The sequence below is a fragment of the Methylomonas sp. EFPC3 genome (assembly GCF_029643245.1).
Taxonomy (GTDB): Bacteria; Pseudomonadota; Gammaproteobacteria; order Methylococcales; family Methylomonadaceae; genus Methylomonas; species Methylomonas koyamae_B.
The window spans coordinates 654,111-676,539 of sequence record NZ_CP116398.1 but is presented as its reverse complement, the minus strand read 5'-3'; the positions used below and the strand labels follow the sequence as shown (position 1 = coordinate 676,539).

The window sequence follows — 22,429 nt, the reverse complement described above, 5'->3', positions numbered from 1 at the left end:
GCGCCGAAACCGCGACCGCTATCATCACCCGACGCTTGGTAATATAGCATTTTCGCTCTAACATAATTGACTTCAACTTGCCGATAACCAGGACGTTTGCAATGAGTAGCTTGCTTAAAGAATTCGAAGAATCCTCCTCGCTGTACGGCGGCAATGCCCACTACGTCGAATACCTGTACGAACAATACTTGAATGCGCCGGATACCATAAGCCCCAGTTGGCGCGCCCGCTTCGACGCCATCCGCAGCGGCTCGGCAGAAGACACGCCGCACAGCGCGATTGTCGACCGGTTCGAGAAACTGGCTATCGCCGAACCGGGCAAACTGGCCCGGATGCAGGGCTTTACCGAACAAAGCGTAAAGAAGCAATCCGCCGTGGCTCGCTTGATCAACCACTACCGGGTCAAAGGCCACCAAATCGCCGCCAACAATCCGTTACGCGGCTCACCGACCGTCCCGGCCGATCTGGAGCCCTTGTATTACGGCCTGACCGAAGCGGATATGAGCACCTTATTCGATACCGGCGGCCTGTGCGGTATCGACCGCCTGCCACTGAAAGCCATCCTGCAGACCTTGAAGGAAATCTACTGCGGCAGCATCGGCAGCGAATACATGCACATCGTCGACGACGAATCCAAACGCTGGATCAAGAACAAGTTGGAAGGGGCAAAACCCGACTTCTCCAGCCACCCGGAAAAACGCATCTGGCTACTGAAACTGCTCATTGCCGCCGAAGGCCTGGAGAAATTCCTGCACCGAAAATACGTCGGCCAAAAACGCTTCTCGCTGGAAGGCGGCGAATCGCTGATCCCGATTCTCGACGAATTGATTCAACGCGCCGGCGAACACAAATTCAAGGAAATTGTCATCGGCATGGCTCACCGCGGCCGGCTCAACGTACTTATTAATATACTCGGCAAAAGCCCGGCCGTGTTATTCGGCGAATTCGAAGGCACCCACACCTCTTCCCCCGGCGTACTGACCGGCGACGTCAAATACCACCAGGGTTTCTCGTCGAACATCGCCACACCGGGCGGCCCGATCCATCTGACACTGGCGTTCAACCCGTCGCATCTGGAAATCATCAATCCAGTGGTGGAAGGCTCGGTCAAAGCCCGCCAGGACCGGCACGGCGTCGGCGGCATCGATGCGATCGTGCCGATTTTAATTCACGGCGACGCGGCGTTTGCCGGCCAGGGCATCGTCATGGAAACTCTGAACATGTCGGAAACTCGGGCGTTTTCCACCGGCGGCACGGTACATATCGTTATCAATAATCAGATCGGTTTTACGACCAGCAATCCGTTCGACGCCCGCTCTACCTTATACTGTACCGACGTAGCCAACATGATTCAGGCGCCCGTGTTCCACGTCAACGGCGACGATCCGGAAGCGGTCATTTTCATCACCCAATTGGCGCTGGATTACCGTAACACCTTCCATAAAGACGTGGTGATCGATTTGATCTGCTACCGCCGCCACGGCCATAACGAAGCCGACGAGCCGGCTGCCACCCAGCCCATGATGTACAAAGCCATCCGCGACCATTTGACGCCGCCGCAAATCTACGCGCAGAAACTGATCGCCGACGGCGTTATCGACGAGGCCGGGGTGCAGCAACTGGAACAACATTATCTGCAACAACTGAACGAAGGCTTGCCGGTTTCGCGGCCCATCATCGAAAACAAGGCCTATTCTTACTCGGCACGCTGGGAACGGTTTCTGAACAAACACTGGGACATTCCGGCAGATACTTCCGTCACGCCGGAGCGAATTCGGTTCTGCAACCAGCGCCTGCAATCCTTGCCCGAGGGTTTCGAATTGCATCCGCGCGTCGCCAAAGTCATGGAAGACCGTAACAAAATGGCGGCCGGCGAAATGCCGATGGATTGGGGCTTTGCCGAGAACATGGCCTACGCCACCGTGCTAATGGACGGTTACGACTTACGTCTGACCGGCCAGGACATCGGCCGCGGCACCTTTTCCCACCGCCACGCTATTTTGCTGAATCAAGCCACTGGCGAAAATTACATACCGCTGAAGCAGCTGGCCGAAAACCAGGGCCGGGCGCAAATTTTCAACTCGCTGCTGTCGGAGGCAGGCGTACTCGGCTTCGAATACGGCTACAGCTCGACCGAACCCAACAAACTAATCATCTGGGAGGCGCAATTCGGCGATTTCGCCAACGGCGCCCAAGTCGTGATCGACCAATTCATCAGTTCCGGCGAAACCAAATGGGGCAAACTCAGCGGCTTGGTGATGCTGTTGCCGCACGGTTTCGAAGGCCAGGGCCCGGAGCATTCCTCGGCCCGCCTGGAGCGCTATCTGCAACTGTGCGCAGACCAGAATATCCAGGTCTGCGTGCCGACCACGCCAGCCCAAATTTTCCATTTGCTGCGCCGGCAAGTGGTGCGCGAATACCGCAAACCGCTGATTGTAATGAGCCCGAAAAGCCTGCTGCGTCATAAACTGGCGGTGTCGGAACTGGACGAACTGGTTAACGGCGAATTCCAGACCGTGATCGGCGAACAGGACGATATCGATCCATTTCACGTCACCCGCTTGATTCTCTGCTCCGGCAAGGTTTACTACGACTTGCTGGAAACCCGGCGCGCGGACGACCTGAAGCACGTGGCGATCGTCCGCATCGAACAACTGTACCCGTTCCCGAACGACCGCTTTAAACAGGAGATTGACAAATTCCCCAATCTGGAACAAATCTACTGGTGCCAGGAAGAACCGAAAAACCAGGGCGCCTGGTACCAAAGCAAACACCATTTCTTCGATTTGGTGGACAACAACATCCCGATTCACTATGCCGGCCGACCGCCTTGCGCCGCGCCGGCGGTGGGTAATTACAAAACCCACTTGCAAGAACAACGTGCGGTAGTTCATGCCGCTCTTTACGGAAACAACGAAGGAAACAAACATGAGCTTTGACATTTTGGTACCCAGCCTCCCCGAATCGGTGTCCGACGCCACGCTGGTCGCTTGGCACAAACAGGCCGGGGAATGGGTCAACGAAGGCGAAAATCTGGCCGACCTGGAAACCGATAAAGTGATTCTGGAAGTGCCGGCCCCGAAATCCGGCACACTGGAAGCCATCGTCGTTCAAGACGGCGAAACCGTCGTCGGTGGCCAGTTGCTGGCCAAGCTCGATGTGCAGAGCGCCAAGACGGCCGCGCCGGCGGCAAAGCCGGAGGAAGCGCCGCTCAGCCCGTCGGTCCGCAAACTGGTAGCCGAAAAGGAACTGGACCCAAGCTCAATCCACGGCTCCGGCAAACACGGCCGGATTCTGAAAAGCGACGTGCTGGACTATTTGCAAGACCAGCAAGTGCAGCCGGAACCGGCGCCCGCCGTGGTTGCTTCAGCGGCCGACAGTAGCCATTCTCCGATTTCCGCGACGGCTATTGCCGCATTGCGGCCTGAGCAACGGGTACCAATGACCCGGTTGCGGGCCAAGGTTGCCGAGCGGCTGTTGCAGGCCCAACAAAACGCGGCAATGTTAACCACCTTCAACGAAGTCAACCTGAAAGCGGTCATCGAACTGCGCAACCAATATAAAGACCGGTTCGAAGCCAAGCACAACATCAAACTCGGCTTCATGTCGTTTTTCGTCAAGGCGTCCATCGAAGCCTTGAAACGCTTCCCGGCCATCAACGCCTCGATCGACGGTAACGACATCATCTATCACGGTTATTACGACATCGGTATCGCCGTCACCACCCAGCGCGGCTTGATCGTGCCGATTTTGCGCGACGCCGACCAGCTCGATTTCGCCGGCATCGAAAAAGGCATCCACGACTTCAGCAACAAAGCCCGCAACGGCTCGATCAGTGTCGAAGACCTCAGCGGCGGTACCTTTACCATCACCAACGGCGGCATCTTCGGCTCGATGTTGTCCACACCGATCTTAAACCCGCCGCAATGCGCGATTTTGGGCATGCATGCGATCAAGGACCGGCCGGTGGTCGAGAACGGCGAAATCGTGATCCGGCCTATCATGTACCTGGCCTTGTCCTACGACCACCGTCTGGTGGACGGCAAGGAAGCGGTGCAATTCCTCGGCATCATCAAGGAATGCTTGGAAGCTCCGGCGCATTTGCTGTTGAACATCTAAAAATCGGTTGCATTTATATGAGATTCTTTGGGTTAGTTGTTTTGTTAACTTGCTTCATTTCAATAGGGCATGCCGAAACCACAAAATCCGGTATCCCTACTGAGCTAGAGATTCAAATAAAAAAGCTGACTGAATTATTAAGTGACTCATACGGCTCCTCTCCGTCGAAATCTTGGGAAGTACAAGCCATCAGCCTAAATTCAATTGCGGTTAACTTTCTGGCAATTTTTACTCTTGAAGGTTACACCGGCGGCAACGGCTGGACTCAATATCTGGCTGTTTTCGAATTTGGAGAAGGCGAGAATGGCAAACCAGATAGTTACCCATTGGTTGACTTCATGCCTGTAGGCGGCAAGGGGTGCCGGACAATCCCGAAGCTTGATGTAAAAACAACCTATTTAAACACCCATGGTGATAAGGTTTTCACGCTTGATGTTCTGGAAAATACAGAGAATGATGCGCCGAATTTTCCAACTAGAAAATCAACAGCTGATATCACTCTAAAAAACGGCCGCCTCACTGAACAAAACCAGAAATGTCAAGGTGCCAGGGACTAACCCTCAATTCAACTTCCATGCGCTACACCATCATCCCCGTCACAGCCTACCAACAAAACTGCACCCTGCTCGTCTGCGAACAAACCCATAAAGCCGCTTTGGTCGATCCGGGCGGCGACATTGATTTGTTGCTCAGCGAAGTAAAAAAACAAGGAGTCGAACTGGAGGCCTTACTGTTGACCCACGGCCATCTGGATCATGTCGGCGGCACGGCGGAGTTGGCCGCCAAATTGTCGTTACCGATCATCGGACCGCAGCTGGAAGACGATTTCTGGATCAAATTGTTACCGGAACAATGCCGCATGTTCGGCTTTCCGCAGTCGGCCGGCTTCACGCCGCAGCGCTGGCTCAACGACGGCGACACGGTCAAGATCGGCAACGAAGTGTTGCAGGTCCTCCACTGCCCTGGCCATACCCCCGGCCATGTGGTGTTTTTCAGCGAGACGGAACGACTGGCGTTGGTGGGCGACGTGCTGTTCAAAGGTTCGATTGGCCGCACCGATTTCCCGAAAGGCGATTACCAGACCTTGATTGATTCGATCGTCAACAAGCTCTGGCCGCTGGGCGAAGACGTCAGATTCATTCCCGGCCACGGCCCGATGTCGACTTTCGGCGCCGAAATGCGCAGCAACCCTTACGTCGGCCAATTCGTCGCTTCTTAGCGACGCTGCGGTAATAGTGCCGGCCTACCGGCCGGTTTAATGTGAAATCCGCTGCTGCCGGATCTTGGCGTTGAATTGGTCAATGTCGGAGACGACATCTACGTTGGCGACCGCAGGATCTTCCGCGCCCAGCAAATACAAAGCACCGCCACCGCCCAACCAGACTTTCAAATCGTCCTGCCGCGCCGCATCCAGCAGTCGGTGCAAATGCTCGACCGTAACCGCTTCCGGCGGGGTTTTCACCATGCCGATCACCAATAACTCAGGCGCCAAGTGCCGCGCTGCTTCGATGATGTCTTCCGCCGGCAAATCTGCACCCAGGTAATAGCAATTGTAGTTCTGCGCCGCGGCGATCAAGCAACTGACCAATATGCCGAATTCGTGCGGCTCGCCGCTGGGCGTGGCCAACATAATCCCCGGATTGTTGCGGGAATGGCGATGCAGATTGTTCACCATACTGAGCACGATGCGTTTCACGCAGGACGAGAACATATGCTCCTGGGCGATGTTGATTTTGCCCCGGTGCCACAAATCCCCGACCTTTTGCATCGCCGGCAACAAAACGTCGCGGGCGTAGTCCAACGGCTCGCTGACCAGCAACGCTTTCTTCAACAACTGCTCGCAACGTTCGATACGGTATTCGCGTAAGGCATCCGCAATTTGCTCCAGAAACGGCACCGGCTCGCGCCGCTGCTGTAGTTCAGACTGGTTTTGCAAATCGCTGAGCTGTTGCCAGCTCAGACCGGCGAGTTTACCGATGGAATGCCCTTGCCCGGTCAAGTTCACCAACAGCGTCAACTTGTCCAGATCCTGCTGCGAATAGAAACGCCTGCCGGTGTCGTTGCGCGCCGGCGTGACACAAGCATAGCGGCGTTCCCAGGCTCTTAGCGTTTCCGGTGTCAAACCCGTTAACGATGTAATGGCTTTAATTGAGTACATTGTTCACGTTTTGTACATATTTTATTTTGACAAACATTTTACAATCTAGTAACGTATTTGCCAACAACTTAATTCAACGAGCGAAACGATTATGTCTAATACAGCCGCACTATCCTTTGCTAGCGAGACAGTCACTATCGCGGATGCCGAGCCAGGCACCTTAAGCGTGCGCATGGAGCAAGCCCGGAACCGTCTCAACCAGTTATTGCTTGATAATCAGCAGGTTAGTCCGCTGATAGCCAAACGTTTACTCAACGAACTGCAGCGCGGCATCGATTGCTCCGAATTGATGATTGCGAAAAATTCGGACGAAGCCAAGCGCCTGATAGAACTGTTGTACAAGCAAGAGTCACTTGTACAAAATACCGCAGCCAACTTCAAAGCCGCGCAAGAAGTTGTACAACCGCAAAACATTGTACAACTTTTGGACCCCCACCGGCGTACAGTAAACCAGTTGTTGTACAGTTTGCACTTGTTGCCGGTGTTCCTGATCGATAGCGCCGGCGACATCCTGAAAACGCTGGCCGCAGATCCCACCCTACACGCGGACTATTTAGCCGAACTCAAACTGGCAATTCGCGAATTGAAAACCATCCGCCAGCAAACCATATCGGCCAACACCGGATTGGTGGCGTTCGTGGCCCACAAATACAAAACCAACAACCTTAGTTTCGACGATCTGATGCAAGAAGGCTTGGTCGGCTTGATTAAAGCGGTCGACCGTTTCGATGCGGAACGCGGCATCTGCTTTTCGACTTACGCTATCTATTGGATCAAACAAGCCATATCGCGCTTGATCGTCAAACAGGAAAAAATCGTGCGTTTGCCGGTGGCCTTGGCGGAAAAAGCCTCGGTAGTGTTCGAGGCCATGCGCAACTGCTACCTAAAGACCGAACGCTGGCCAAGCATCGCCGAGCTCAAGGCTTGCTGCGACCTGACCGAACAAGAGATCAAAACCATCAGCAGTTATTACCAATCCACACACTCCCTGGACGCGACAATCGGCGACGAAGACGACGGTCTGGATCTGATGGCTAAGATGCAACAGCACCAGTTCAGTCTGCCGCTCGATGAACTAATCGACAACGATCTAGCTCAATACGTCGACAAAGCGGTGGCGTCGTTACCGGAAAAACAGGCAGCGATTCTGACGATGCGCTTCGGCTTGCACGATCACACGGAAATGACTTTGCAAGCCGTTGCCGACCAACTGCATGTTACTCGAGAACGAGTCCGGCAAATCCAGAACGAAGCGTTAAAAAAATTGAAACAACAGTTCGGCTTTGACCTTATGCTATTTCTCGAACCCAAGGACGGTTAACAATAACAATCAATGACTCAGGTCAGGCGAACACTACAAGAGGAGTGATTATGTCATCAGAAAAACACAATACCAGTAAGCAGACGCCACAACCGGATTGGAGGCTGGAGATAGACAAGTATTGGAAGCAGGTGTCGGAAAAGACCGGCGATTTTTTCAACGGCCACAAAAGCATGTTTTCCACCGGCAAAGTGGCTTCTGCGTTCGGCGGCACCTTGGCGGTGGTCTGGCTGGCCAGCGGCTTCTACATCGTCGACCAAGGCAACCGCGGCGTGGTAACCCGCTTCGGCGCCTACTCGGAAACCACGATGCCCGGCCCGAACTGGCACATTCCGGTGCCGTTCGAGAACGTGGCTATCGTCAACGTCGAACAGCAACGCTTCATTGAAGTGGGCTATACCGACAGCAGCCGTGTCAGCAAATCGTCGCTGATTCCGCAAGAGTCGTTAATGCTGACCGCCGACGAAAACATCATCGCCGTGCGCTTAGCGGTTCAATACCAAATTAATAACGCCAGAGATTATCTGTTCAACGTCAAGAACAACGAAAACACGTTGAAACAACTGACCGAGAGCGTCGAACGGGCCGTGATCGGCCGCAACAGTATGGACTTCGTCCTGACCGAGGGCCGTAGCCAGATTGTTGCCGAAATCAAGGAACAGATTCAGGCCGGTATGGATGAATACAAAACCGGTATCAGCATCGCCAGCGTCAATCTGCAAGATGCGCAACCGCCCGAGGAAGTGCAAGGCGCCTTCGAAGACGCCATCCGCGCCCGCGAGGATAAACAACGCCTGATCAACGAAGCGGAAGCCTACGCCAACGAAGTGATTCCGAAGGCCCGCGGTGCGGCGGGACGGATTGTGCAGGAAGCCGAAGCCTACGAAGCGGAAAAAGTCGCCAAAGCCAAAGGCGAAACCGAACGCTTCGACCAACTGCTGGTGGAATACGAAAAAAGCCCGGCCATCACCCGCAAGCGCCTGTACCTGGAAGCCAAAGAAAAACTGTACAGCAACACTAACAAAGTGATGCTCGAAGCCGACAATACCAATCCAACGCTGTACATGCCGATGCCGCAAACCTTCCAACAACACGGCACCGGCGCAGCCGGCAATAACGAAGTCGAATCGGTATCCGAACCGCACAACGCCGATAAAGGCGCGGTCCGCAAAACCGTCGGCACAGAATTACGCCCAAGCAGGAGCAAACAATGAGCAGCAGAACCCAAATTTTGATTCCAGCCGGTCTGTCCCTGTTGGTACTCGGTTACATGTCGGTTTTCTACGTGAAGGAACACGAGAAAGCCATTCTGTTTCGTCTCGGCGAGATGGTCGAATCCGACTACAAGCCCGGACTCCACTTTAAGGCCCCCCTCATCAATAATGTCAGTACGTTTGATGCGCGCGTGCTGACCTTGGACGCCAAGTCCGAGCGTTTTCTTACCTCCGAAAAGAAGAACGTTATTGTCGACTCGTTCGCCAAATGGCGGATAGGTGATGTGGGCCTCTTTTATACCACGGTCGGCGGCGACGAGTTTCAAGCCAATCTCCGCCTCGACCAAATCATGAAAGACGCGATGCGCAGCGAATTCGGCGTGCGTACCATCAAGCAATTGATCTCGGAAGACCGTAGCGAATTACGCGAAACGCTGTTGGCCAAGTTGTCGCCGACCGCCGAGAAGTTCGGCATCGAGCTGATCGATATCCGCATCAAACGGATCGATCTGCCGCAGGAAGTGAGTAGCTCGGTATTCCAGCGCATGCGCGCCGAACGGGAGCGGGTCGCCCGCGAATTCCGCTCGCAGGGTGCGGAAAGCGCCGAGCAGATCAGCGCCGAAGCCGATAAGCAGAAACAAGTGATAGTCGCCAATGCCCAACGCGACGCCGAGAATATCCGCGGTCGCGGCGACGCGCAATCGGCCGAGATTTACGCTAAGAGTTTCGGCAAAAATCCGGAGTTTTACGCGTTCTACCGCAGTCTGCAGGCCTATCAAACCTCCTTCGAAAAAACGCAGGATACCTTGGTGCTGAAGCCGAACTCCGATTTCTTCAAATATTTCTCCAGCGAGAAATAACACCGGAGCGAAATCATGAAAAAGTATTTCATTATTCTGACGATTTTCGCTGCGGTCGGTTTGATCATCTCGGCCATTTTCAACCGCGGCATGCCGCAATACGATCCGCACTACGAAATTTCGTATTCCGACTTTATCGAAGACGTTCGCAACAAAGCGGTCGAAGAAGTGGTGATCGACGGCAATTACGTCGACGGCCGCCGTCCGAACGGCACCCGGTTTTCCACCTACAACCCGAACGACATGCGAATGATCGACGAGTTGCTGGAATACGGGGTGAAAATCAAGGTGGAAAAACCGCAACAACCGTCCACCCTGATGCAAATCTTTATTTCCTGGGCGCCGACCCTGTTGCTGATCGCCGTGCTGGTCTACTTCATGCGCAAGCAGGCCGCAGCGATGGGCGGCCGCGACGGCCAAATGGGGTTTGGCAAAAGCCGGGCCAAATTGATGGCAGAGGACCAGATCAAGATCCGATTCAAAGACGTCGCCGGCTGCGAAGAAGCCAAGCACGACGTGGTAGAAATGGTCGATTTCCTGCGCGATCCCGGCAAATACGAAGCTCTGGGCGGCAAGATTCCGCGCGGCGTGTTGATGGTTGGCCCTCCGGGTACCGGTAAAACGCTGCTGGCCAAAGCCATAGCCGGCGAAGCGGGCGTCCCCTTCTTCTCGATCTCCGGTTCCGATTTCGTCGAGATGTTCGTCGGCGTCGGTGCGGCACGGGTGCGGGACATGTTCACCGAAGCCAAGAAACGCGCGCCTTGCATCATCTTTATCGACGAGATCGATGCGGTTGGCCGCCAACGCGGCGGCGCCGGCATGGGTGGCGGTAACGAGGAGCGCGAGCAAACCCTGAACCAGTTGCTGGTAGAAATGGACGGTTTCAGTGGTAGCGAAGGCATCATCGTCATCGCCGCGACCAACCGCTCGGACATTCTCGACAAAGCCCTGTTACGGCCGGGCCGCTTCGACCGCCAGGTCCAAGTCGGTTTGCCCGATATCAAAGGCCGCGAGCAAATTCTGAAAGTCCACGGCGACCGGGTACCGCTATCCGAAGACGTGAATCTGACCGACTTGGCGCGCGGCACACCGGGTTTCTCCGGCGCTGAACTGGCGAATCTGATCAACGAAGGCGCCTTGTTCGCGGCACGCAATAATAAGAAAGTCGTGACCATGAACGACCTGGACAAAGCGCGCGACAAAATGATCATGGGCGCCGAAAAACGGACGATGATCATGTCTAAGGAAGACTTGTTGATGACCGCTTACCATGAAGCCGGCCACGCGATCGTCGGCCGCAATGTACCCGAGCACGACCCGGTTTACAAAGTCAGCATCATGCCGCGCGGCGGCGCCCTGGGCATCACCATGTTCTTGCCGGAGCGCGATCAGTACAGCGCTTCCAAAGACAAACTGGAAAGCCAGATCGCCAGTCTGTTCGGCGGCAGGGTTGCCGAAGAACTTATCTACGGTAAAAACAAAGTGACTACCGGCGCCTCCAACGACATCATGCGCGCCACCCAACTGGCCCGCAATATGGTGACCAAATGGGGCTTGTCCGAGCGGTTGGGTCCGATGGACTACGGCGATAGCGAAGGCGGGTACATGGGGCCGCAAGCCAAACCGATGTCGGAAAAAATGGCGCAAACCATCGACGAAGAAATCCGGCATGTGATCGACAGCAATTACAAGCGCGCCGAGAACATCCTGAAGGAAAACATCGAGATCCTGCACAACATGGCGCAAGCCCTGATGGATTGGGAAACCATCGATAAATTCCAAATCGACGAACTGATGCAGGGCCGGATGATCGAACCGCCGCAACCGGAACCTGAACCTGAAATGACTTTCGAAGCCGAGACGGACCAGCCGGAACTCTCCAGCGAAGCCGACGGCCAAATCAGTCAAGGAAGCGCACTCGCTTCTTAACAGTCCTCCTCTATGTACCCTCCAAACGCTGTACTCCTGGAGGGTATTTTTTTCAGAGGTTAGCAATATGCAAAACCAAACAGCATCCGTTAGAACCTTAAATTTTTTGCAGCTGGTGTTGCAGGTCAATTTCAATGCCGCCGTGATTACGCTACTGATCGGCGGCATCGCCGCCATACTCGGCAATCCGCTATTTTTTACCGATAACAGCGATTTGTACGGGCCATTGGCCAATAACATGCGGCTGATGATGTTTTATCTGTGCTTGATGCAAGTTGCGGTCTATAGTTTCTACAAACTGGACAACCGGCCGGAAGCGTTGGCGGCATTAGGCATATTTTTTCTGTTGTTGATTGCCTCGCTTGAGTTCTATTGTTCGATCAACCAGATCGAAGTAGACGACAACTACCGCCAGCTTTTGGTTTACTCCGGTTTATCGCATTTACTCTACGGAGGATGCGCCGCGCTGCGCGATCCGCGGCCGCGATCATAAGCAGACCGGACAGGAAAGTCCGGCCTCACCTGGCGTTTTCTCAGCGCCGCCAACCAGGGGGAAGCAGCAATGCAAATCAAACTACCGTTCGACGCCAACAAACCGGTGGCCGCCGAGGCCAGTATCGAGATAGAACAACCATTAAGTGAGGTATTCGAGTTCGTCGGCCACGGCTTTTTTGAAAATTATCCAAAATGGGCGGCAGACTTGGTGGATTTCGAGCCATTGGACGGCGAACAAGTCTTTGTCGGCGCCAAAGCCCGGCAGATTCGCCACGACAGCGGCGAAGAAGTCGAATCGGTATTCGAAATCGCCGAGTACCAACCCCTGACCAAGCTGGCCGTGCAAGGCCTGACTCAGCCTTACCGACAAAGTTACCTGCTACAGCCGGAGGGCGACCGGCCGCAGACCCGCCTTACCTTCCGGTTCGAATTTCTGCAACTGGACATATTCATGCGGCCTTTCGAAAAACTGATCCGTTGCGCGATCGAAGAAGGCGCGGAAAACACCGTAGAACAGATCAAAAATCTGATTATGTACGATTCCAATCCAACAGCCCAAGCTTAGTGGAGTGTATTTATGGCTTTTGTCGTTGAAAAAGATAACGGACTGATTCCGCAAGTGTTGTCGGCCATTCTTGACGAATGCGTGAATGGCGTGACGCTTGCCGACCCAGACCAAGAAGACGCACCGATCGTTTATGCCAACAAAGCCTTCGAACGCTTGACCGGGTATGGCCAGGACGAAATCATCGGCCACAATTGTCGGTTTTTGCAAGGCAAGGACCGCGACCAAGAAGCGCGCTTCCAAATTGCGGAGGCGATGCAGCGCCACGAAGCGGTCGAAGTCACGCTGCGCAATTACCGTAAGGACGGCAGCTTGTTTCATAACCGGCTCAAAATCGTGCCGTTGTTCGACCGTAAACAGCGGGTTATTTATTACCTCGGCGTGCAATACGACATTACTCATCAGGTCGATGCCGATACCGAAATCAAAAGTCTGACCGACCTACTGAACGCTAGCTCGCGCCCTTAACTACAAGCAACCGGTGACGCCATGAACGCAATCGGCAGTGAAAACGGCATGTTATTCAACCAAGGCCTGTTCGGCTTGGCGATACTGGCTTTTTTGTTCTTGCTGGCGCTGGAAAAGAAACGGCCTTACCGCTATTTCCCACCCAAGGTGTATAAGGAGTCGATTGTCACCAACACCATGGCCTTCCTGGTAAACAACCTGATTCTGGCCATTCTGCGAGCCTCATCTTTGTTTCTGGTTGCTCAGCAATTCGCCGGGCACGGCTTATTGAGTGCGATGCCGAACGGACCGCTGAAATGGCTGCTGGCTTTCGCCTGTTTCGATCTGGCGATTTACGCCTGGCACTATGCCAGCCACAAATCGGAGTATTTATGGCGGTTTCATAAGATTCACCACAGCGACAAGTCGTTTAACGTGTCGACCGGCTTCAGGTTTCACGTGTTCGATTTACTGCTGGAAATCGGCTACAAGTGCCTGTTCGTGGTGGTGATCGGCGTCGATGCCTACTTGGTGCTGTCGATCGAAATCGTCGAGTTGTTTTTCATCTTTTTCCACCACGCCAACATCCGCGTGCCGAACGAAGATGCGCTATCGCAATTCATCATCACCCCGGCGTTACACCGCACCCATCACTCCACGCTACGCAGCGAACACGACAGCAATTACGGCATCGTGCTGGCGCTGTGGGACCGGATGTTCGGCACCCGCAAAGAAATGGTCCCGGCCAATATCGGCCTGGATCTGATCGAAGCCGAGAACTTCATCCAGTTATTTTCGCTGGCCTTCATTACCGAACGGAAAATCCGCCAACTGCTCGGCTGGATTCCGAAAGGTAAGAAATAAGGTCCGGTAACGTCTGAGCGCGAGGCTCGCCTCCTACTGTCGGCCGCAACTATGTTGATTCAAACCCGCCAACCCATTCCGAGCAGCGAGATTACCGATCCGGCAGTATTCAGGCAACGCCGTACCTTAATGAAGGCCATCGCCGCGCTTGCGGTAGGCGTTTCCGCCGCAGACACCGCCAACGCAAGGCCGCGAAACTGGTTGGCTCTACCGTCCGGCGGTCCGCAAACTGTCGGTTTGACAGCAACCCCAGCCGAGTTGATGCTGAATTACACCAACTATTACGAGTTTGCCTTCAATAAAGAAGACAGCACCCGTTTGGCTCAACGATTGCGGATCGATCCTTGGTCGGTGGAGATCGGCGGCGAGGTCGAAAATCCGCTCAGCTACCGGGTGGAGGATTTGCTGAAACGCTTTCCACTGCGCGAATACCTGTATCGTTTCCGCTGCGTGGAAGGCTGGTCCATGGTCGTGCCTTGGGTCGGTTTTGCCCTAAGCGATTTGTTACAGCTGGCACAACCGTTGTCGTCCGCCAAGTTCGTCAAATTCATCAGCGCCAGCCAGCCGGAAGCGATGCCGCGGCTGCGGCAACAAGCCATGTTGGCTTGGCCCTATGAAGAAGGCTTGCGCATCGACGAAGCGGTTCATCCGCTCACCATTCTGGCGGTCGGTGCCTATGGCGAAACCTTGCCCAAACAGAACGGCGCCCCCTTGCGTTTGGTGGTGCCGTGGAAATACGGCTTCAAGAGCGCCAAAGCAATCGTCAGAATCGAACTGTGCCGGAGGCCACCTCAAACCAGCTGGAACCGGTTTGCGCCCGAAGAATACGGCTTCTACGCCAACGTCAATCCGGCAGTGCCGCATCCGCGCTGGAGTCAGGCCAGCGAGCGGCCGCTGGGCTCCGACTTTTTCACGCCGCGGCGGCGGACCGAATTGTTCAACGGTTACGGCGAACAGGTGGCAGGCTTGTACAGTGATATGGACCTGGGGCATTTCTTCTGATGGACGCCCTGATCAACCGGCTCTGGCCGATCACTCTGGTAAGCTGCGCGGCACCGCTCCTGTGGCTGTTGCTGGAAATCGGCTGGAACCGTTTGGGCTCGAACCCGATTCAGGCAATGCATATTTACCTAGGCGACTGGTCGTTGCGCTTTTTATGCATCACACTGGCTATCACTCCACTGCAAACCATGACCAATTGGCGCGGGATGACCGACTACCGCCAACTGTTCGGCCTGACCGCGTTTTTCTATGCCACCTTGCACCTGCTCGGTTATTTGAGTGCCGACCAGGCCTGGGTTTGGCCGCTGATCGGCATCGATATTCTGCAAAGCAGTTATCTGTGGTTCGGCCTGCTGGCCTACCTGATTCTATTCCTGTTGGCGGTTACCTCGCCCAAAGTCGCCAAGAAGCGGCTCGGCAAAACCTGGAAGAAACTGCACCGTTACATTTATCTGGCGGCGGCCGCGGCCATCGTCCATTACTTCTGGCAATTGAAGGGCAATTTGGCGGAACCGCTGTTCTATTTATTGGTACTGGCTATGTTGATGGGTTTCCGCGGCTTGGTTTGGCTGAAAAACCGCCGTTTCGGGCAAACCGCGGCTGCCAAGCCTCAAGCCGCTAACCCGGACCGGGCCGACTAAGCCAGCAGCCTGTTGCCGATAAGTTTGGAGAAATCGCCATGACCTCAACCTCGATTTTGATCACCGGTGGCACCGGCTTCTTGGGCAGCGCCCTCGCCCGCCGCTTGTTGGCCAAACAATACACTGTCACCGTATTTGGCCGCGACGCGGCAAAGATTCGCCAGCAATTCGGCAGCGCTGTCGGCGCGGTCACCCGCTTCGCCGACCTGCCCGACGCCGGCGCCTTCGACGCCGTGGTGAATCTGGCCGGTGCCGGTATTTTCGACCGGTACTGGACCGCAGCCCGCAAACAGATTTTACGCGACAGCCGGATCGAACTGACTCGAGCGCTGGTCACCTGGATCGCCGCCGGCAGCAAAGCGCCGGTGTTGGTCAACGGCTCCGCGATCGGCATTTACGGCGACCAGGGCGATAGCGTACTCAGCGAGACCAGTCCGGCCAAAACCGATTTCGCCCAACAATTGTGCGCCGACTGGGAGGCCGCGGCATTGGCCGCCGCGGATCACGGCAGCAGGGTCTGCCTGATCCGTACCGGTCTGGTGCTGGGCCGCGGCGGCGGTTTGTTGCAACGCATGCTGCCGGCGTTCCGACTCGGCCTGGGCGGCAGCATGGGCAACGGCCGGCAATGGATGTCGTGGATTCACCTGGATGATTGGCTCGACATTGCCGAAGCGATGATCGCCGATCCGACCATGAGCGGCGCCTACAACGCCACGGCGCCGGAACCGGTCACTAATCGCGAGTTCAGCCTGAGCTTAGCCGAAGTGTTGGGCCGACCGATGTTACTGCCGTTACCGGCCGGACTGTTGAAGTTGTTGCTCGGCGAAATGGCCGCCTTGGTGCTCGGCAGCCAGCGGGTGAAACCGGAACGCCTGTTGGCACAAGGCTTCGAGTTTCAGTATAGTCGGCTGCGCCCCGCGCTCGACGCGATTTTGCATAACTCCTGACCCGAAAAGATCGGTAATCCCATGTTGATCGACAGCCTGTCCGCGTTATTTGCCTTTACCTCGTTCATCAGATGGTACGAAGCCTTGTTGGTGGCGATCGGCCTCGGCCTGCTGGTGTTTTACCTGACGCCGGAACCGGCAGAGGCATGGGAGGAGCGCGAACCGCCCAGCCTTTACTATTACCTGCAATGGAGCTGGTTGGGTTACCTGCGCTTGAAAGACGCGTTCTATCCGTTTTTCGTTTTGTACAACGCCGTGCTGTTCCTGATCGATTATCGAATCCAGGAAGGCGAGTTCACCGTCGCCAGCTGGGTGACGATGCATATCATCATGGCGCTACCCTTGATTTACTGGATCGGTGCGGTCTGGCGCTGCTCCGATAAAACCGGCGCCCGCCATTGGGCGGTGCTGGCCCGCTTGCTGACCGTTGCGGCGGTTCTGGATTTGATGCTGCGCTGGGTGATTTACCAGTATTACCCCAACATTTTCTTCAATTGCCTGCAGATGACCAACCATTGGGGCGACTGCTGATCGCGATGAGCACACCGCGCTACCGAACTTCCTTATTTATATTCCGCCGCGACCTACGTCTGACCGACAACACCGCCTTGAACGCGGCATTGAAAAGCTCGCAGCGGGTGCTGGCCTGTTTCGTTTTCGATCCGCGCCAGATCGAGGCCCATCCCTACCAAAGCCGGCCGGCACTGCAATTCATGCTGGAATCGTTAAGCGATTTGCAAGCGGACTGTCTGGCAAACGGCGGCCGCCTCTATCTATTCGGCGATCGACCGGAAGCGGTCGTCGAACAACTGCAACAGCAGTTGCGCATCGAAGCCGTGTTCGTCAACCGCGATTACACCCCTTTCGCCCGCGAGCGCGATCAGGAGATTCAGCAATGCTGCCAAAAACTGGGGCTGGACTTTCATAGCCACGCGGATCTGTTGCTGAACGAGCCGGAATATGTACTGACCGGCAAAGGCTTGCCCTATCAGGTGTTTACCGCCTTTTATAAAAAGGCTATCCAGAATCCGGTGGCGGCACCAAGCGGACTGGCGAATGGCCGACTGGTCAGCGAGCCGCTCGCTATGGAAAGATCCGAGCTGCTGCAAACCTTGAGCCGGCCGCAACAGAATGCCTTTGCCGGCGGCCGGCGCGCGGCGCAGCAACAGTTATCGGCATTGACTGCGCGGCGCGATTACAGCGAGACCCGCGACTTTCCGGAACTCGACGCCACCAGCCATTTGTCGCCGTATCTGAAGTTTGGCTGCTGCTCGGTACGCGAAGCCCATCAGGCCATCCAGGTTGACCTTGGACCGGACCATGCGCTGTTGCGCCAATTGTACTGGCGGGATTTTTTCAGCCACATCGCCTACCACTTTCCGCACGTCTTCGGCCACGCCTTCGACCTCCGCCTGAACGGCCTGCGCTGGCGTAATGCCCAAGACGATTTCTGGGCCTGGGCCAACGGCCAAACAGGATTTCCCATCGTCGACGCCGCGATGCGGGAACTGAACCAGACCGGCTGGATGCAAAACCGGCTGCGGATGGTCGTGGCCTCGTTCCTGGTCAAGGACCTGCATGTGTCCTGGCGCTGGGGCGAACGTTACTTCGCCCAACATTTGCTGGATTACGACCCTTGCGTGAACAACGGCAACTGGCAGTGGGCGGCGTCGACCGGCTGCGACGCCCAACCCTATTTCCGGATTTTCAATCCCTGGCTGCAACAGAAAAAGTTCGATCCCGACTGCCGTTACATCAAGACCTGGCTGCCGGAACTGCAACCTTATTCGGCCAAAGCCATTCACAACTGGGAAAAGGCGCCGCTGGCCGGCGATTATCCGCCGCCGCGGGTAAATCATGCCGAGCAAAGCCGCCGCATCAAAGCCCAATATCAAATTCAACTTTCCAACCAACAGGCCTGAGCCCATGCAATTGATTCCGATACTGTTACTAACTTTGCTACTGTCGACCGGCTGCACCGGCATACCGGAAGGCTTGACCGTGGTCGAAGGTTTCGAATTGCCGCGCTATCTGGGCACCTGGCACGAGATCGCCCGGTTGGACCACCGCTTCGAACGCGGTCTGAGCGAGATCCGCGCCGAATATAGCCTGCGCGAGGACGGCGGCGTCAGAGTGCTGAACAGCGGGTTCGATGCCGAAACCAACCAGCGCCGCAGCGCCGAAGGCAAGGCCTACTTTATCGACAGCCCGGACCGGGGCCGGCTGAAAGTATCGTTTTTCGGACCGTTTTACGGCGCCTACAACATCATCGCGCTGGACAAGACGGCTTACCAATATGCAATGATCGCCGGCCCCGACCGCGACTATTTATGGATTCTGGCGCGCACGCCCGATCTGGCGCAGCCGATCCTGGACAGCCTGCTGGATCAGGCTCGCAGCCAGGGTTTCGCCACCGACCAACTGATTTTCGCCGCGCCCCGGCATTGATTCCAAGGACTCCCATGCACAATATTCCGGTCGGCATCAGCAGTTGCCTGTTGGGCCACGAAGTCCGTTACGACGGCGCCCACAAATACCACAGCTATATCGAACGCACGCTGGGCCGCTATTTCGCGTTCAAGCCGTTTTGTCCGGAGGTGGAAGCCGGCCTCGGCATTCCCCGCCCCTGCGTGCAACTGCGGGAAACGGCCGATGGGATTCGCTGCGTCGGCGTCAAGGACCACAGCTTCGACGTCACCGACCGTTTGCGCGACGCTGCCGCCCGCCAAGCCAACTGGCTGGACGGCCTGTGCGGTTACATCCTGAAAAAAGATTCACCCAGTTGCGGCATGACCCGGGTCAAGGTTTACAAACACGAAGTACCGGCCCGCAACGGCACCGGTATTTTTGCCGGCTATCTGCAATCCGCCTTCCCTAACCTACCGGTCGAAGAAGAGGGCCGGCTCGGCGATCCGGGTTTGCGGGAAAACTTCATTCAACGGGTTTTTGTTTATCAGCGTTGGCGGCAGCTCTGCGAGGAAGGCCTCAGCGCCCACGGCTTGATGACCTTTCACAGCCGGCACAAACTGATCGCGATGAGCCACGACCAGAACCGGGCGCGCCATCTGGGCCGCATCGTTGCCGGCGCCACCGATGCCCGAATCGAGGCGATCGCCGCCGAATACATCACCGAATTGATGGCCTGCCTGAAAATCGTCGCCAGCCGCGGCAACCACGTCAACGTGCTGCAACACATTCAAGGCTATTTGAAACGGGCGCTGGACAGCGACGACAAACAGGAATTGTCCGACACCATCGAAAACTACCGCATCGGCCAGGTGCCGCTGATCGTACCGTTGACGCTGCTGCGCCACCATTTCCGCCGCCAGCCGGACAGTTTCATCGACAACTCGTTTTACATGCAACCGCATCCGGCGGAATTGGCCTTGTTGAACGAGATTTGATCGACACCGCCGCTAACGGTCCAACTCGCGCCGCTCCTTTTGGTACTGGTCGTAGCCGGGCCGGCGTTCGCAATCGTTGGCCATGGCTTTTTGACATTGCAATTGGCCGGCATTCTCGACGGCGTGGTAGGCAAAGCGCTGGGCCCAATCGGCGCTGCAAGCGGTACCGGCCGATATGCAAACCGTCAGACTTAATACCCGAATTCCGTTCATAGGTTTCGCTCCGTTGGCTTCGCGCCCGATTCTTGTTGGAAATGGCCTTCAGAATACTGCGAAACTCGCTACAATGCTTGACCAATTCAGCTACTTTCGACGGTACATCCGATGGACATGGACACCGCGGAAAACTCCGCAAAATATGCAACCTTTATCAACCAATTAAAGGGTAACGGCAAACTGTCGGACACCGATCTGGGTAAAGTCCGGCGCATGCAGAAAACCGCACCGGACGACTCGCTGCCGCAATTGCTGATCAAACTCGGCTTGTGTTCGGACAACGACATCGCCAACAGTTTTGTGGCGGCCACCGGCATCCAACGCGCGGCGGCGGCAAACTATCCGCCGCAGTCGCCCTTGCCGGACCACATTTCCCAGCGATTTCTGAAGCAACACCATGCCGTCGGCCTGACAGCGGACGAGCAGCAAATCGAAATCGCGGTGATGGACCCGGTGGACGACTATGTGGTGCAAGCCCTGCAATTGGCCACCGGCAAAACCGTGACCTTGCAAATCGGCCAACTCGCCGAAATCGACGCCGCCTTGGAATTGCAATACGGCGAAGGCAAATCGCAAATGGATAAACTGCGCGACAACCTGGACGTCGAGCAGGAAGGCAGCGAGGATTTGGAACATCTGAAAGACCTGGCCTCCGAAGCGCCTATCATCAAGATGGTCAACTATATTCTGCAAAAGGCCGTGGAAAGCCGGGCTTCCGACGTGCATATCGAGCCATTCGAACAAAGCCTGAAAGTGCGGCTGCGCATCGACGGCGTGTTGCAGGACATCGATTCGCCGCCGGTCGCCTCCACCGCCGCCGTGTTGTCGCGGATCAAAATCATGGCCAAGCTCAACATCGCCGAACGCCGGCTACCGCAGGACGGCCGGATCAAACTGCAGATGATCGGCAAGGAGTTGGACCTGCGGGTATCGACGATTCCGACTTTACACGGCGAAAGCGTGGTAATCCGTTTGCTGGACAAGGAAAACGCAGTGCTGGACTTCGAAACCCTGGGTTTTGTCGGCCGGCAGGCCGAGCGCTTCATGGAGGTACTGGCGCAACCGCACGGCATTTTATTGATCACCGGCCCGACCGGCAGCGGTAAATCCACCTCCTTGTACGCCGCGCTGAAAACCCTGAACACGCCGGAACGCAAGATCATCACGGTCGAGGACCCGGTCGAGTACCAACTGGAAGGCATCAACCAGATTCAAGCCAAACCGCAGATCGGCCTGACCTTCGCCTCGGCGTTGCGTTCCATCGTCCGTCAGGACCCGGACGTGATCATGATCGGCGAGATGCGCGACCTGGAAACCGCGAAGATCGCCGTACAATCGGCGCTGACCGGCCACTTGGTATTGTCCACGCTGCACACCAACGACGCGGCGGCCGGCGTTACCCGGCTGCAGGACATGGGCCTGGAAGAGTATCTGCTCAGCTCGACCATCAACGGCATCCTGGCCCAGCGCCTGGTCAGAAGACTTTGCCCGCACTGCAAGCAGGCCCATCCGGCGGCGGATGCGGTGATCGAGGAAATGCAGTTGCGGCGCTGGCAACCGAGCGGCGAAATCCTGTTCTACAAACCGGTGGGATGCCCGGCCTGCAACGGCATCGGCTACAAAGGCCGGCTGGCGATCATCGAATTTTTGACGATGACCGACACCATCCGCAAACAAATCATGAAGCACGAGGAAGCCTTCGTCATCCAGCAAACCGCGATCGAGGAAGGCATGCAGACCATGTACGAGGACGGCGTCGGCAAGGCCCTGCAGGGCATTACCACGCTGGAAGAGGTGCTGCGGGTCACCACAGAAGCTTAACGCGCCGGCTCGTCGCCCGAACCGGCGTTTGTTGGCTCTGCCCGCACAAAATCAGCCCAATCTTGAAAGCAACCGGGAGACAATCGTGGCATCGGCAATCATTCAGAGTTGGCACCGCATCAGACTGTCGGGCCCAGACTACCAATCCGGCGAATTGGCCGTGTTAATGGGCGCATTTCGCGCGGCCTACGTAGCCCGCAACGGACCCGAGGGGATGGCGATGTTCGGCCATTGGGCGGCTGACGGCTCGTGCTATTGGGTCTATACCAGCCCGAAATCGGCCAGGCATATCGCGCCGCTGCTGGTGGCCTATTCCGCGGTGTCGACACCCGCTCCCGACCCGGAGACTTTATCGCTGATTTACGGCGACGAATCCGGCCGCAATTGCTTCGAAACCGGGTTCGAAGCCTGAGAGCAAGGTAGGGC

The 22,429-nt window shown here is 56.1% G+C and carries 23 protein-coding genes; 21 read left to right on the top strand and 2 right to left on the bottom strand.

All coding sequences use genetic code 11. The features are described from left to right. Nucleotides 1–101 precede the first annotated feature (101 nt). Genes PL263_RS03010 through PL263_RS02995 form a run of 4 tightly spaced genes read left to right on the top strand, consistent with a single transcriptional unit; the run spans nt 102 to nt 5,338 of the window. Nucleotides 102–2,939 (top strand): 2-oxoglutarate dehydrogenase E1 component, encoded by a 2,838-nt coding sequence (locus PL263_RS03010; protein WP_278211636.1) that lies wholly within the window; start codon nt 102–104, stop codon nt 2,937–2,939. Next, nucleotides 2,929–4,119: a 2-oxoglutarate dehydrogenase complex dihydrolipoyllysine-residue succinyltransferase gene (odhB, locus tag PL263_RS03005; protein WP_278211635.1), complete on the top strand. Its 1,191-nt coding sequence runs from the start codon at nt 2,929–2,931 to the stop codon at nt 4,117–4,119. The genes PL263_RS03010 and odhB overlap by 11 nt, the downstream gene beginning before the upstream one ends. Beyond that, complete coding sequence (locus PL263_RS03000) at nt 4,080–4,676, top strand: hypothetical protein (RefSeq protein WP_278211634.1); 597 nt, start codon at nt 4,080–4,082, stop codon at nt 4,674–4,676. Before odhB ends, PL263_RS03000 begins: the two co-directional genes overlap by 40 nt. A 17-nt stretch (nt 4,677–4,693) precedes the next feature. Beyond that, nucleotides 4,694–5,338: an MBL fold metallo-hydrolase gene (locus PL263_RS02995; RefSeq protein ID WP_278211633.1), complete on the top strand. Its 645-nt coding sequence runs from the start codon at nt 4,694–4,696 to the stop codon at nt 5,336–5,338. A gap of 36 nt (nt 5,339–5,374) precedes the next feature. Here the strand turns inward: PL263_RS02995 and PL263_RS02990 are convergent, their stop codons facing one another. Next, nucleotides 5,375–6,277, bottom strand: a complete 903-nt coding sequence (locus PL263_RS02990) for a B12-binding domain-containing protein (RefSeq protein WP_140912646.1) — start codon at nt 6,275–6,277, stop codon at nt 5,375–5,377. Between the two features lie 91 nt (nt 6,278–6,368). Between PL263_RS02990 and PL263_RS02985 the strand changes: the two genes are divergently transcribed. The 15 genes from PL263_RS02985 (at nt 6,369) to PL263_RS02915 (ending at nt 19,966) form a co-directional block, all read left to right on the top strand. Further along, nucleotides 6,369–7,598: an RNA polymerase sigma factor RpoD/SigA gene (locus tag PL263_RS02985; protein ID WP_278211632.1), complete on the top strand. Its 1,230-nt coding sequence runs from the start codon at nt 6,369–6,371 to the stop codon at nt 7,596–7,598. Nucleotides 7,599–7,648: 50 nt separating this feature from the next. Beyond that, nucleotides 7,649–8,812: an FtsH protease activity modulator HflK gene (hflK, locus tag PL263_RS02980; RefSeq protein WP_278211631.1), complete on the top strand. Its 1,164-nt coding sequence runs from the start codon at nt 7,649–7,651 to the stop codon at nt 8,810–8,812. After that, nucleotides 8,809–9,672 carry a protease modulator HflC gene (gene hflC, locus PL263_RS02975; RefSeq protein WP_140912643.1) on the top strand — a complete coding sequence of 288 codons (864 nt, stop codon included), beginning with the start codon at nt 8,809–8,811 and terminating at the stop codon, nt 9,670–9,672. Before hflK ends, hflC begins: the two co-directional genes overlap by 4 nt. 15 nt (nt 9,673–9,687) lie before the next feature. Further along, on the top strand, nt 9,688–11,601 hold the full coding sequence (gene ftsH, locus PL263_RS02970; RefSeq protein WP_140912642.1) for an ATP-dependent zinc metalloprotease FtsH: 1,914 nt from the start codon (nt 9,688–9,690) through the stop codon (nt 11,599–11,601). A 67-nt stretch (nt 11,602–11,668) separates the two neighbouring features. Then, a complete protein-coding gene (locus tag PL263_RS02965) occupies nt 11,669–12,094 on the top strand; it encodes a hypothetical protein (protein WP_278211630.1) in 426 nt (141 codons plus the stop codon). Between the two features lie 69 nt (nt 12,095–12,163). Then, complete coding sequence (locus tag PL263_RS02960) at nt 12,164–12,661, top strand: SRPBCC family protein (protein ID WP_278211629.1); 498 nt, start codon at nt 12,164–12,166, stop codon at nt 12,659–12,661. 12 nt (nt 12,662–12,673) lie between these two features. After that, on the top strand, nt 12,674–13,129 hold the full coding sequence (locus PL263_RS02955) for a PAS domain-containing protein (protein ID WP_278211628.1): 456 nt from the start codon (nt 12,674–12,676) through the stop codon (nt 13,127–13,129). A gap of 21 nt (nt 13,130–13,150) precedes the next feature. Further along, a complete protein-coding gene (locus PL263_RS02950) occupies nt 13,151–13,972 on the top strand; it encodes a sterol desaturase family protein (protein WP_140912638.1) in 822 nt (273 codons plus the stop codon). A gap of 51 nt (nt 13,973–14,023) precedes the next feature. After that, nucleotides 14,024–14,974, top strand: coding sequence for a protein-methionine-sulfoxide reductase catalytic subunit MsrP (gene msrP, locus PL263_RS02945; protein WP_278211627.1), 951 nt, complete (start codon nt 14,024–14,026; stop codon nt 14,972–14,974). Then, a complete protein-coding gene (locus PL263_RS02940) occupies nt 14,974–15,615 on the top strand; it encodes a protein-methionine-sulfoxide reductase heme-binding subunit MsrQ (RefSeq protein ID WP_278211626.1) in 642 nt (213 codons plus the stop codon). The genes msrP and PL263_RS02940 overlap by 1 nt, the downstream gene beginning before the upstream one ends. A 38-nt stretch (nt 15,616–15,653) precedes the next feature. Continuing rightward, nucleotides 15,654–16,562, top strand: coding sequence for a TIGR01777 family oxidoreductase (locus PL263_RS02935; protein WP_278211625.1), 909 nt, complete (start codon nt 15,654–15,656; stop codon nt 16,560–16,562). A gap of 21 nt (nt 16,563–16,583) precedes the next feature. Further along, on the top strand, nt 16,584–17,093 hold the full coding sequence (locus PL263_RS02930; protein WP_140912634.1) for a hypothetical protein: 510 nt from the start codon (nt 16,584–16,586) through the stop codon (nt 17,091–17,093). 5 nt (nt 17,094–17,098) lie between these two features. Continuing rightward, on the top strand, nt 17,099–18,484 hold the full coding sequence (locus PL263_RS02925; protein WP_278211624.1) for a deoxyribodipyrimidine photo-lyase: 1,386 nt from the start codon (nt 17,099–17,101) through the stop codon (nt 18,482–18,484). Nucleotides 18,485–18,488: 4 nt separating this feature from the next. Continuing rightward, nucleotides 18,489–19,010 (top strand): lipocalin family protein, encoded by a 522-nt coding sequence (locus PL263_RS02920; RefSeq protein ID WP_278211623.1) that lies wholly within the window; start codon nt 18,489–18,491, stop codon nt 19,008–19,010. 14 nt (nt 19,011–19,024) lie between these two features. Continuing rightward, a complete protein-coding gene (locus PL263_RS02915) occupies nt 19,025–19,966 on the top strand; it encodes a DUF523 and DUF1722 domain-containing protein (protein ID WP_278211622.1) in 942 nt (313 codons plus the stop codon). Nucleotides 19,967–19,978: 12 nt separating this feature from the next. Here PL263_RS02915 and PL263_RS02910 read toward each other — a convergent pair whose 3' ends face one another. Beyond that, nucleotides 19,979–20,179: a hypothetical protein gene (locus tag PL263_RS02910; protein ID WP_140912630.1), complete on the bottom strand. Its 201-nt coding sequence runs from the start codon at nt 20,177–20,179 to the stop codon at nt 19,979–19,981. A 111-nt stretch (nt 20,180–20,290) separates the two neighbouring features. On the opposite strand from PL263_RS02910, the gene gspE reads away from it, so the two are divergent. Beyond that, a complete protein-coding gene (gene gspE, locus PL263_RS02905) occupies nt 20,291–22,003 on the top strand; it encodes a type II secretion system ATPase GspE (RefSeq protein WP_140912629.1) in 1,713 nt (570 codons plus the stop codon). Between the two features lie 85 nt (nt 22,004–22,088). Next, on the top strand, nt 22,089–22,415 hold the full coding sequence (locus PL263_RS02900; RefSeq protein ID WP_278211621.1) for a hypothetical protein: 327 nt from the start codon (nt 22,089–22,091) through the stop codon (nt 22,413–22,415). Nucleotides 22,416–22,429 lie beyond the last annotated feature (14 nt).